This window comes from Sphaerisporangium sp. TRM90804, from assembly GCF_029846175.1.
In the GTDB taxonomy this organism is placed as follows: Bacteria; Actinomycetota; Actinomycetes; order Streptosporangiales; family Streptosporangiaceae; genus Sphaerisporangium.
Map to the genome: position 1 here is coordinate 346,688 of NZ_JARWAC010000004.1, position 12,164 is coordinate 358,851.

Annotated in this window: 8 protein-coding genes; 2 read left to right on the forward strand and 6 right to left on the reverse strand. The window is 72.6% G+C overall.

Annotation, left to right across the window (positions count from 1 at the left end; all coding sequences use genetic code 11):
- Nucleotides 1–40 precede the first annotated feature (40 nt).
- The 3 genes from PYR91_RS05645 to PYR91_RS05655 all read right to left on the reverse strand — a co-directional run bounded on the left by PYR91_RS05645 (nucleotide 41) and on the right by PYR91_RS05655 (nucleotide 5,772).
- Nucleotides 41–2,434: a pyruvate dehydrogenase gene (locus PYR91_RS05645; protein ID WP_279777938.1), complete on the reverse strand. Its 2,394-nt coding sequence runs from the start codon at nucleotides 2,432–2,434 to the stop codon at nucleotides 41–43.
- 1,019 nt (nucleotides 2,435–3,453) lie between these two features.
- Entirely contained in the window at nucleotides 3,454–5,106 is a 1,653-nt protein-coding gene (locus PYR91_RS05650; RefSeq protein ID WP_279777939.1) for a catalase, read from the reverse strand.
- A gap of 123 nt (nucleotides 5,107–5,229) precedes the next feature.
- Nucleotides 5,230–5,772: a cysteine hydrolase gene (locus PYR91_RS05655; RefSeq protein WP_279777940.1), complete on the reverse strand. Its 543-nt coding sequence runs from the start codon at nucleotides 5,770–5,772 to the stop codon at nucleotides 5,230–5,232.
- A gap of 154 nt (nucleotides 5,773–5,926) precedes the next feature.
- Between PYR91_RS05655 and PYR91_RS05660 the strand changes: the two genes are divergently transcribed.
- Both PYR91_RS05660 and PYR91_RS05665 read left to right on the forward strand, forming a co-directional pair.
- Nucleotides 5,927–6,169 carry a helix-turn-helix transcriptional regulator gene (locus PYR91_RS05660; protein WP_279777941.1) on the forward strand — a complete coding sequence of 81 codons (243 nt, stop codon included), beginning with the start codon at nucleotides 5,927–5,929 and terminating at the stop codon, nucleotides 6,167–6,169.
- Nucleotides 6,166–6,687 carry a hypothetical protein gene (locus PYR91_RS05665; protein ID WP_279777943.1) on the forward strand — a complete coding sequence of 174 codons (522 nt, stop codon included), beginning with the start codon at nucleotides 6,166–6,168 and terminating at the stop codon, nucleotides 6,685–6,687. Before PYR91_RS05660 ends, PYR91_RS05665 begins: the two co-directional genes overlap by 4 nt.
- Here the strand turns inward: PYR91_RS05665 and PYR91_RS05670 are convergent.
- The 3 genes from PYR91_RS05670 to PYR91_RS05680 all read right to left on the reverse strand — a co-directional run bounded on the left by PYR91_RS05670 (nucleotide 6,656) and on the right by PYR91_RS05680 (nucleotide 11,741).
- Entirely contained in the window at nucleotides 6,656–7,639 is a 984-nt protein-coding gene (locus PYR91_RS05670) for a cytochrome c oxidase assembly protein (RefSeq protein WP_279777945.1), read from the reverse strand. The two genes, PYR91_RS05665 and PYR91_RS05670, sit on opposite strands and share 32 nt — an antisense overlap.
- A complete protein-coding gene (locus PYR91_RS05675; RefSeq protein ID WP_279777946.1) occupies nucleotides 7,612–8,154 on the reverse strand; it encodes a DUF2243 domain-containing protein in 543 nt (180 codons plus the stop codon). The genes PYR91_RS05670 and PYR91_RS05675 overlap by 28 nt, the downstream gene beginning before the upstream one ends.
- A gap of 242 nt (nucleotides 8,155–8,396) precedes the next feature.
- Nucleotides 8,397–11,741 (reverse strand): glycoside hydrolase N-terminal domain-containing protein, encoded by a 3,345-nt coding sequence (locus PYR91_RS05680; RefSeq protein ID WP_279777947.1) that lies wholly within the window; start codon nucleotides 11,739–11,741, stop codon nucleotides 8,397–8,399.
- Nucleotides 11,742–12,164 lie beyond the last annotated feature (423 nt).

Below are 12,164 nucleotides of genomic sequence, written 5' to 3' on the forward strand. Positions count from 1 at the left end.
CGCTACCCTCCCCGGCCGCCCCCCACCGCCACGGGGCGGATCAGTCGGCGAGGTCGAGGGCGGCGGCGACGATGCTGTCGGTGTCCAGGCCGTGGTGGCGGTAGACGTCGTCGAGGCTCCCCGACTGCCCGAAGCGGGTGACGCCCAGGTGGGTGCCGGGGACCTCGTTCACCCCGGCCAGGAAGGCCAGCGTGTGCGGGTGGCCGTCCAGCACGGTGACGACGGGCGCCGCGCGGTTCGCTGGGAACACGCTGTCCAGGATCCATGTGGGGGCGTCGTCGTGGCCGCGGCGGGCGCGCAGGCTCTGGAAGAGCAGGCCGGGGCTGGTCACGCAGACGACGTCCGCGCCGATGCCCAGCGCGTCGAGCCGCGCCGCGGCCTCCAGCGCCTCGGGCGTGACCGCGCCCATCGCGGCGATCGTGACCGACGGGCGCTCGTGGCGGCGCAGCGGGTACGCGCCCGCGACGACCTGGCGGCGGCGCAGCTCACGCGCGGCCGGGTCTGTGGGCACGTCCGCGAGGGCCTGGTTCACCGGACGCGTGGAGAGCCGCAGGTACGCCGACCGGCCGCCGGGCCTGCCGAGCTGGGCGAGCGCGGCCAGGAGGCACCATTCCAGGTCGACGGCGAACGCGGGCTCGTAGCTGGTGCAGCCGGGCTGCTCCATGCCGATCGACGGCGTCTTGATCGACTGGTGGGCGCCGCCCTCGGGGCCGAGGGTCACGCCGGACGGCGTGCCGACGAGGATCGACTGGCCGCCGGCGTAGATGCCGAAGGACCACGGCTCCAGCGCGCGCTCGACGAACGGGTCGTACAGCACGCCGATCGGCAGCAGCGGCTGCCCCCAGCGCGACCAGGTGGCGCCCAGCTCGCCGAGCACGCCGACCAGGTTGGTCTCGGCGATCCCCAGCTCGATGTGCCGCCCGGTGGGCCGCTCGCGCCAGTGCAGGATGGTCTCGGCGTCGTCGTCGAACCAGTTGCGCCGCTCGTCGGGGGCCCACACGCCCACCTTGTTGAGCCAGCCGCCCAGGTTGGTGCTGGAGGAGACGTCCGGGCTGACGGTCACGACGCGGGCCCCGGCGTCGGGCGCCTGGCGGGTGAGGTCGAACAGGGTGCGCCCGAGCGCCGCCTGCGTGGTGCCCGTGCCGTGCGGGGTGCGGCCGAAGTCGGCCGGCACGTCGGGCGGGGCCACCTCGGGGGCGGGCGTCCTGCGCAGCCGCCGGGCGGTGTCCTCGCAGTGCCGCGCGGCCGGGGTCTGGCCGGGGAGGCGGGTCCACGGACGCCCGGGGTCGACGCCGGTCCGCCGCGCGAGCGCGCCGAGCTGGTCGGAGGTGAGCAGGGACGAGTGGTTCTGCGGGTGCCCCTCTGTCGCCAGGCCGTAACCCTTCACCGTGTACGCGAAGATCACGGTGGGACGGCTGTCGTCGATCGCGGCGAAGGCGTCGCGCAGTGCCGCCAGGTCGTGCCCGCCGAGGTTGCGGATCGCGGCGTGCAGCGTGGCGTCGTCCACGCCGGCGAGCAGGCGGCCGATGCCCTCGGCGTCCTGGCCGTCGCCCGCGGCCAGGCGGGTGCGCAGCTCGGCGGCGTCGCAGCGCAGCAGGCGCTGGTACTCGGGGTTGGACATCCCGTCGATGCGCCGGCGCAGCTCCTGGCCGCCGGGGCGGGTGAACAGCTCCTCCAGCAGGCCGCCGTACTTGACGGTGATGACCTGCCAGCCGGCGGCGGCGAACATTCCCTGCAGCCGGGTGCCGCCCATGTTGGGCACGACGCGGTCGAGCGACTGCCGGTTGAAGTCGACGATCCAGACGACCTCCCCCAGCTCCGACACCTGCGGGTCGAGGATGGCCTCCCAGCAGGCGCCCTCGTCCAGCTCGGCGTCGCCGACCAGCGAGTACTGCCGCCCGGTGCCGGCCCCGCCGAAGTGCGCCTCGACGTAGCGGCGGGCCAGCGCGCCCCAGATGGGGGCGGTGGCGCCGATGCCCACCGAGCCGGTCGAGTAGTCGGCCGGGTCGGGGTCCTTGGTGCGGCTCGGGTAGCTCTGGAGGCCGCCGAACTGGCGCAGCGTGGTGAGGTAGGACTCGTCCAGCTCGCCGAGCAGGTAGTTGATGGCGTGCAGGACCGGCGAGGCGTGCGGCTTCACCGAGACCCGGTCCTCGGCGCGCAGCGCCTCGAACCACAGCAGCGTCATGATCGACACCATGGAGGCGCTGGACGCCTGGTGCCCGCCGACCTTGAGCCCGGTGGGGTTGGGACGGACGCGGTTCGCGTGGTCGATCATCGCTGTGGAGAGCCACAGCACCCGCCGCTCGATCTCGCGTAGCACCTCCAGCTCGGCGACCGGCGCGGCACCGGCCGTCGCGGGCCGGGGCGGGGCGGGGGTGCCCGCGGGAAGGCCGGGGGCCACGGAGCGACCCGGGATGTCCGCCAGGTGGTTCATCGATGCAACGCCTCTCGAGCAGTACGCCGTTCCGAACGTTCCATCCGCCCGGCTCGACCGACAACAGGAGATTATGCGCAATCGCCCCAGATCACCCGCCCGCGCCCCCTCCCTAGGGGGTCCACCTCCCCCCGGCGGGGGCCCACCGCACCCACCCGGCGACAGCCCGTAAACCAGCAAGACCGCCCAAAAACGGCGCCTTCGGCACAGCCCCAAAACGGCCCGTCCGACCCCCACCCGGCCGCCCCCACGACCCCCGACCGGACATCCACCCGCCCTGTCCACCGGCCGAGCGACTCCACCGCTCCTCAACCAGGCCGCCGCCCCCACGACCTCCAACCGACCGGCCAACCGGCCGACCCCACGCCACTCAGCCAGGCGGCTCTCCCCCCCGCCCGCCAACTGCCACTTCCGGCGCCGGGTCGGCGGGGAGTGTTACGGCGAACTCGGCGCAGTCTTACGGCGGTTCACCCGGCGAACCACGGGCCGCCCCATCGCCCCCTCGTGTCAGCCGATCGCCGTCCCGAGATGGTGCCTGCGGCGCGCCTTCTCAACGGGCCCCCTCGCCCGGCCCGCCGATCCAGCGTCGCGCGGGCGAGCGCGCCGGGTATCCCGAAGGACGACGGTCATCGACACCCGTGCCGGTCCACCGGCCGGACGCGGGTGAGGAGTCTTGACGCCCGGTCGCGCGACTCCCGCTCCCCCGGTCTTTCGACGGTCGAAGCCGGCTGCTCGCGCCGCCGTGGAGTGGACCGCGTGGAGGGCCGCCCTTCATCAAGCGCGCCGAAGGCACCGTTCCCGAGGGGCGACGGGTGGCCGCGGGCGTCGAGGGGGTGCTACGGCCACTCGCGTGACGGCGGGCGACGGGGCTGGGTGAGACCCGCCTTGTGAGACTGCGCCGAAGGCGCCGTTTCGGGGGCCGACGAACGTCGTGGCAGGCGAGTACGCCCACCGGCCCCCGGGCGGCGGCTCGGGGCCGTCGCGCGGGGGCCGGTGGGCGTGGGTGGTGGTGTGGGGGGTCAGGCCACGTGGTGTTCGTTGGGGACGCAGTGGGTCATCTGGAGGCCGGTGACGTCCCTGGGGCCGTTCTTGCCGAGGTTGGAGAGGCGCTCGCGGTCCTCCTCGCTCAGGTCCTGGCTGGCCAGGGGCTCCAGGTGGGCGACGTCCTCGGGGCCGATGCCGAGGCCCTGGCCGACGCGCAGGCCGAGGTCGTCCTCGACCAGGAGCAGGTGCCAGACCATGCGCTCCTGGACCGCGCGGACGGTCTGGGACAGCAGCGTGGTGAAGTTGAGCACCAGGTCGTCGCGCTCCCACTGCTCCATCAGCAGGTAACGCTGGCCGGCCTGCTTGTAGTCGTTGGTGCGCGGGATCCGCTTGCGCGTGACCCGGCCGGAGATGAGCGGGCCCTGCTCGTCGTGCGTCGGGTACTGCGCCTCGCGCAGGCCGCCGGTGATGGACGGCTCGTAGTTGACGTGCGGGTTCTCCCCCTGGCCGTCGACGTGGTACGTCATCTGGCCGTCGCGCTGGTTGGTGCGCACCTCGGCGTTCTTGGCCTGGTTCACCGGAAGCTGCAGGTAGTTCGGGCCGACCCGGTAGCGCTGGGTGTCGCTGTAGGAGAACGTCCGCCCGACGAGCATCTTGTCGTCGGAGAAGTCCAGCCCGTCCACCAGCACGCCGGTGCCGAACGAGATCTGCTCGTTCTCGGCGAAGAAGTTGCGCACGTTGCTGTTCAGCACCATCCGGCCGACCAGGCGCGGCGGGAAGTCGTTCTCCGGCCAGACCTTGGTGTCGTCCAGCGGGTCGAAGTCCAGCTCGGGGTGCTCCTCGTCGGTCATGATCTGGACGAACAGCTCCCACTCGGGGTAGTCGCCGCGGTCGATCGCGTCCATGAGGTCCCTGGTGGCGTGGCCGAGGTCCTGCCCCTGCACCTTCGCCGCGTCGGCCTCGGTCATGCTCCTGACGCCCTGCTTGGGTATCCAGTGGTACTTCACCAGGTGCGTCTCGCCCTGCTCGTTCACCCACTTGTAGGTGTTCACCCCGAAGCCCTGCATGTGCCGGTAGTCGGCCGGGATGCCACGCGGGCTGAACAGGTTGACGAGCATGTGCATGCTCTCGGGGGTCTGCGACATGAAGTCGAAGATGCGGTTGGGCTCCTGCCGGAACGTCACGGGGTCGGGCTTGAGCGAGTGGATCACGTCGGGGAACTTGATGGCGTCGCGGATGAAGAACACCGCGAGGTTGTTGCCGACCAGGTCCCAGTTGCCGTCCTCGGTGTAGAACTTCACGGCGAACCCGCGGGGGTCGCGGGCGGCCTCGGAGGAGTCGCGCCCGCCGATCACGGTCGAGAAGCGCACGGCGAGGTCGGTGCGCTTGCCGGGCTCGGCGAACAGCTTGGCGCGGGTGTACCGGCTGATCGGCTCGTCGCCGAGCTTGCCGGTGGCCTCGAAGTACCCGTACGAAGTGGTGCCGCGAGCGTGCACGACCCTCTCGGGGATGCGCTCGCGGTCGAAGTGGCTGATCTTCTCCAGGAACTGGTAGTTCTCCAGCGTGGCAGGACCACGCGCCCCTACCGTGCGCTGGTTCTGGTTGTCGTAGACCGGGTGTCCCTGGCGGTTGGTCAGCACTTCGCGCTCGTCACCCGGCCGGGGTCCGGTGCTCGACACGTCCGTCATGACGACGGCTCCCTCCTATGGCGGTCACGGTCGTCAACCCATATCCGTTTTCGAGCCTGATAAGCCCATCGAATGGTTCAAAACCGTGAGGTAGGTAGATTTTTGCCTCGGGGATCGTGAAGATCACATGTCCAGGCATTCGGCCGCCGTGGTGATCCCCGCGCGCATGTTGCGCTCCATCATGCGCACCGCGGCGTCCGCCAGGTCGGCGTGGATGTGGGCCACGCAGTCCTCCGGCACGCGGATGTCGTAGTGCCGCACGTAGGCGTCCAGAGCGGTGTACAGGATGCACTGCTCGGTGACCTGCCCGGTCAGCACCACGGTGTCGATCTCCCGGTGGTTGAGCAGGTACTCCAGCGAGGTGCCGAAGAAGGCGCTGTGACGCACCTTCGACAGGAACGCGCAGTCGTGCGGCGGCAGCAGCGGCTCCACCAGATCGGGCCGCCGTCCCTTACGCGCGCGGTCCTCGATCTCCTCCCGTGAGGCCGTGAAGTCCCCGTGGTTGTCGTTCACGTAGATCAGCTCGACGTCGTCGCGCCGATGGGCGCGGCGCACGAGCTCCGACAGCCGCGGCACGACCTGCTCGGCGCTGCGCTCCAGCGGCTCGACGTCCTCGTGGTCGTACGGGCTCAGCATGTCGATGACGATCACTGCGGTCGCTGCCATGCCCGGATCCCTTCCCCGCCGGCGCCGGACGATTCAACCGGACGGTGGTCCGATCTCGTCGTACCAACTGGACGATATGTAGTACATGTACTACATTTCATTCTATGAGTGCTGCGATCAACGTGGCGGGCTCTCCCCTCGAACGGGGGCCGTGATGTCCGCCGAAGAGGTCTACAACCGCATCACGATGCTCAGGGCCGAGCGCGGCGTCTCCCGCAAGGAACTGGCCGCCGCGCTGGGCGTCCACTACCAGACGATCGGCTACCTGGAGCGCGGGGAGTACAGCCCGAGCCTCCACCTGGCCCTGCGCATCGCCGAGTACTTCGGCGTGCCCATGGATGTCGTGTTCTCCCTCAAGCCGTTCCCCCGGCTCGGAAGTGAAGTGGTGAAGTCATGAGTCAGCTGACGGGCAAGCAGATCGAGGAGCTCCGCGAGGGCCTGCGCCCCACCTGGTACGCCACCCGGCGCGGACGCCGCAGGGCGGTGGCGCTGGGAGCCGCGGCGCTGGGCTGCCTGTGGGTCAGCGCCGCGGTGTGCTGGTTCCTCGCGCCCAGCGACACGGCGATGTGGACCACCTTCACGCTGGCGGCGATCGGCCTGGTGACGTACGCGTTCGTCTTCCGGGTGCTGGTGGCGGCCACGCAGGGGGTGGTCGGGCTGGCCGACCACGATCTGGACGAGCGCCAGCTCGCCCAGCGCCGGCACGTCTACGCGCTCGCGCACCGGGTCAGTCTGTGGATGCTGCTGGTCGCCGCCGTGCTGGCCGGCCTCCTCCCCGACCGCGGCGACCACTTCCTGGAGGTGCCGTCGGCCGCGGTGGTCCTGTTCATGGGCTCGATCCTGACCAGCCACCTCATCGCGCCGCACCTGGTCGCCGGCTGGGTCATGCCGGACTCTCCCCAGGACGACGACTGAGCGCCCGTGCCCGGCGGGCGGGGCGCCAGGTGGCCACCAGCGCGAACGCCAGCAGCAGCTCGGCGACGTCGCCGCCGTAGTACATGATCGTCGCCGCGCCGCGGAGCTGCTCGCCGGGAACGGGGACGTCGACGAGCAGCCCGGCGTACATGAGCTGCGACAGCGAGGCGTGCACGGCCACCGCCACCCCGAGCACGACCAGCCGCCGCGGCACCGACGGGCGCCGCGGCGCCGGGTCGGGCCCGGCGATCACCCAGGTGAACAGGCAGCCGGCCAGCAGGAAGTGCGCGTGGACGAGGTGGTGCGCCATCGGGTCGGCCGAGGCCACCCGGTACAGCGGCGTCAGGTACAGCACCACCAGGCCGCCGGCGCTCAGCGCCAGCGCGAGCCACGGGTTCGCCAGCACGTGAGCGGCCCGGCCGCGCAGCACCGCCGCGGCCACGCGCCGGCCGCGCGGGGACGCCGAGCGCAGCGCCAGCGTGATCGGCGCGCCGAGCACCAGGCCCAGCGGGGCGAGCATCCCGGCCAGCAGGTGCTGGAGCATGTGCCCGCGGAAGTCGTGCGCCGCCAGGGACGCCACGGGAGGCAGCAGGGCCGCCGCCAGCAGCAGGATCCCGGTGACGAAGCTCGCCGTCCGCGCGTGGCTCCACCCCCGGGGCTCGCGGCGGCGCCGGGCGGCGAGCACGACGTACCCGGCCGCCGGCACGGCCAGCGCGACGAGGATCACGACGGTCGCCGCCGCGCCCGCGCCCCCGTGGTCGTGGACGGCGGGCGGCACGGACGTGGCCCAGACACCGGTTTCCGGCGGCGCGACGGGGGCGGCCACGATCTCGGGGCCCGCCAAGTGAGCGGGCGGGGCGATCAGCTCGGGGCCCGGCGGGCGGGCGGGCGCGATGATCATCTCGGCCACCGGCGGCGCGGCGGTCACGGTGACGACGCCCGTTCCCGGCACAGGTCGACGGCGGGCGCCCCCCGCTGGAGCAACCAGCCCCCCACGACCAGCAGGGCGCCCAGCAGCAGGAAGCCCAGGTCCCACCAGGTCTGGTAGCGGTCGGCGCGCACGTGGTGAATGGCGAGCAGGTGGTGGTCGACGACCCCCTCGACGAGGTTGAACAGCCCCCAGCCGACCAGCCCCCAGCCCCACAGCGCCCGCGACCGCCACACCCGGCCGCGCGAGTGGGTGACCCGCGAATAGAGCAGGCTCAGCCCGATCAGGACGGCGAGCCAGGTGACCACGTGGAACAGGCCGTCCCACAGCGTGTTCATCCGCAGGCCCGGCACGGTCGCCGGTGAGTAGTACCGCACCCCGATGTTGTCGCTGTCGGTGCTGCTCAGCATGTGGTGCCACTGGAGCACCTGGTGGAGCAGGATGCCGTCCACGAACCCGCCCAGCCCCACCCCGAGCACGATGCCGGGCGGCGCGAGCCCTCGCGCCGAGACGGATGTCCCGGCCGTTCCGACCGCCATGACGGCTCCCTCCCGGCCCGGCGGCGCGCCGGGCGGCGCGGACCCGGGTCCAGACGTGTGACCTCGGTGATCACCGCCTCTCTGCCCCGTGCCACGCGGGGTAAGCCGTTCTTGGTCACTCCTTGTGCGGAACGATGACCCCGCCCGCCCGGGGGCCGGCGGGGAAGGCCGTCCCCCGCCCGGGAGGGCGCGGGCGGGGAACGGCGTGGCGGTCCGGGGCGGCGGTGCGGCGGTGCGGGGGATCAGCCTTGGCCGAAGACCGCCGCCTGCCAGTCGGGCACCTCGGCCGCCGTCAGCGCCCGGGGGAGGATCGCGATGCGGTCCACCGCGCCCGAGAGGCGCTGGCCGCCGCCCTGGTCGGCGGCGAAGAGCAGCGGCCGTGAGGTGCAGCCGGTGATGCCGTCGGTGGTGACGTTCCCGCCGCCCGCGCGGGCGCCGTCGACGTAGACGGTGACCCGGCCGGTGGTCTCCATGGTGACCACCAGGTCGACGTAGCGCCCGGTGGGCACGACGGCGTCGGTGGTGATGTTCACCCCGGCGCCGATGAAGCGCAGGTTGTTCGACGGCGTCAGGTCGAGGATCACGCCGTCGTCGCCGGGGTTGCCCGACGGCTGCGCGTCGAACAGCCGCCGGTAGCCGCTGCCGTCCACCTTCACCTCGGCGGCGAAGGTGGCCTGCCGCAGGTACCCCAGCAGGGTCGAGCCGGTCGCCAGGTGGGACTCGCCGTCCAGCACCAGGCCGCTGCCGGTCGGCGCCGCGGCGTCGTAGGCGGCGTCGTAGGCGGCGGCGCCGGCGACGGTCGCGTGCCGGCCGCTGCCGGAAACGTCGTCCACCGTCGCGCCGGAGGACGGGTCCCAGGCCACGACCGGCCGGTCGGCGGGCGGCACGGCGCACGGGCTGAGCCCGACGCCGGCCGACCCGGACGCCGTCCAGCCGTCGCCGGTGACCACCGCCGTGAGTCGCGCGCCCCGGCTGCCGTCGGCCGGCCCCGGCGTGACCGTGAACGTGCCCGACCACGACCGGCCCGCGCGCACCGAGGGCACGGCGATGGAGGCCGGCGTGCCGGTCCACCCGGTGGGCAGCCGCAGCGTCGCCGTCGAGGCGGGCACCGAGCGCCCGCCGGTCGCCGAGACGGTGACCGCGACCGGGAACGAGGTGCCGGGAACGGCGTCCGCCGGGGCGGAGATCGCGACGGAGACCTCGTTGACCAGCTTGTACGTCCGTCCCGCCTTGGCTTTCCAGGTCAGGGTGTCGCCGTCGCGGGTGGCGGAGACGTCGGCACCCCGGTCGTCGGTGAAGCGGTAGCGCCCGGTGATCAGGCTGGAGCGCACCTTCAGCGTGCCGGTGCGCGCCGCCCGCAGCGTGACGGTGTCGGCGGCGGCGTTCCTCCAGGTGGCGCCGACCGTCACCCCTCCCCTGGCCCGCAGGCCGGAGACCGAGCCGGTCGGCCAGGCCGACGGCAGCGCGGGCAGCACGTGGACGACGTCGTGCTGGCTCTGCAGCAGCATCTCCGACACGCCCGACGTCGCGCCGAAGTTGCCGTCGATCTGGAAGGGCGGGTGGGTGTCCCACAGGTTGTCGAGCGTGGACGACTTGAGCTGCTCGCTCAGCATCTTGTGCGAGTGGTCGCCGTCGAGCAGCCGGGCCCAGAAGTTGATCTTCCAGGCCTTGCTCCACCCGGTGCCGCCGTCGCCGCGCGCGGTGAGCGACACCTTGGCCGCCTCCGCCTGCGGGGTGCCGGCCGCGATCTGGTGCCCGGGGTGCAGCGCGTACAGGTGGGAGACGTGCCGGTGGTCGTTGTTCGGGTCGTCCCAGTCGCTCTTCCACTCCTGGAGCTGACCCCAGGAGCCGACGCGGATGCCGGGGTCGAGCTTGGACAGCGCGGTCCGCAGCTCCGCGCGCAGGGCCGGGTCGACGTCGAGCTCGCCGGCGGCCTCCAGCGTGTGGGTGAGCACCTCCCAGACGATCTGCTGGGACATCGAGGCGCCGGCGGAGAAGTCGCCCTGCTCGGGCGAGTAGCTCGGGGTGACCACCAGCTTGCCGTCGCGCGGGTCGGGACGCAGGTTGTCCAGCCAGAACTCGGCGGCGCCCTTCATCACGGGGTAGGCGGTGTCACGCAGGTAGCGGACGTCGCCGTTGAAACGGTAGTGGTCGTACATCTGCTGGGTGAGCCACGCGGCGGCCTCGGGGAACCAGAACGAGGTGGCCCAGTCGTGCACGCCGGTGAAGCCGAACGGGTTGGTCTCGTTCTGCACGACCCAGCCGCGCGAGCCGAACATCTCCCGCGCGGTCTCGCGCCCCGGGGCGACCATGGAGGTCACGTAGCGGTCGTAGGGGCCGGTGGTCTCGGCGAGGTTGGTCTGCTCGGCGAGCCAGTAGTTCATCTGCAGGTTGATGTTGACGTGGTAGTCCGCCGACCAGGGCGGGTTCACCACGTTGTTCCACACGCCCTGCAGGTTCGCCGGCAGCGACCCGGCCCGCGAGGAGGAGATGAGCAGGTAGCGGCCGTAGGCGAAGAACATGGCCTCCAGCGCGCGGTCGTCGGGGGAGGCTCCCCCGGTGTAGGCGGCGCGGAGCCGGTCGGTCGGGACGGCGGGGGCGCGCTGCCCGATGTCGAGCTTCACCCGGTCGAACAGGGCGCGGTAGTCGGCCTGGTGCGCCGCCTTGAGCCGCTCGAAGCCGCGGCGCGCGGCCTTGTCGACCGCCGCGGTGACCTTGGCGTGCGGGTCGGCGCCGCGGTAGGAGGGGTAGGTGTCGGCGTAGTCCGTGCCGGCCGACAGGACGAACACGGCGCTGTCGGCGCCGGTGACGGTGATCCGGTCGCCGGCGTCGGCGCGGCTGCCGCCCTTGGTCAGCACCTGCACCTGCGACTCGAACCGCATGCCGTTGTCGGCCAGCGCGCCCTTGATCGTCAGCCGTCCGCCGGAGACGGAGACCTGCCGGTCCTGGCGGGGCGAGGTGGTGCGCAGCGTGAAGGAGACCTTGCCGGGGCGGTCGGCGGACACCCGCCCGACGACGACGTCGCCGGGGTGGCTGGCGAAGTACTCGCGGGAGTACCGCACGCCGTCGGCGGTGTAGCCCACGCGGGCCACGGCCTCGCGCAGGCTCAGCTCCCTGCGGTAGTCCGACGGGGTCGCCGGGGCGTCCTTGAAGTCCAGGAACAGGTCGCCGAAGGTCTGGTAGGCGCCGAAGCCGGTCTTGCGCTGGCCCAGCTTGGCGGCCACCGCCTCGGGGGTCATCCTGCCGTCGCGGTCGATCTGGGCCTGCACCTCGGCGATGGCGTTCGGCCGTGGGGTGGTCCAGTTGCCGAAGTCGTACCCCGGCGAGCCCGGCCCGCCGGTCCACAGCGACTTCTCGTTGAACTGGATCTGCTCGCTCGCCACACCGCCGAACACCATGGCACCCAGCGCGCCGTTGCCGATCGGCAGTGCCTGCGTCTCCCAGTCGGCGGCCGGCTTGTCGTACCAGAGCGTCAGGTCATCGGGTGTCTGGGGGGCTGCGGTGGACGCGGGGGCTGCGGTGCCGGACGACACCGCACCGGCTCCCTCGACGCCGGCGAGGGAACCGACGAGGGCCAGTAGCGCCACGAGGAGGACTTTCGGCCGGTCAAGCGCGCTTTGTGCACGGGGGGCGGGCAACTCATCCTCCACAAGTCATGATGTTTGCCTAAAGGCATAACATCGAAACAGTCCCGTAACAAGACCCGGTCATCCGATCTCTCGCCCTCCGGGGCCGAGCCGCAGGCGAATCCGGCCCTCTACCTGGGCGGGGGCCGGTAGATCGCGAATCGGTCTCGCCGTCGTCCCGTGCGGCGCCTTTCACGACCGGGACGGGCCCGCCGGCGAAGGCGCGGCACCGCCTCACGACGGCGTCCCTCGCCGGCGCCCCGTGGGAGTACGATCCCGGGGTGACCGTGCGCCCAGCCCGGCCTCGGCGCGGCCGGCACCGTCCCGGCGTGCCGTACGCCGGGGCCCGGCGACCGGCACTGGCATGACGGCGAGCGCCGGCCC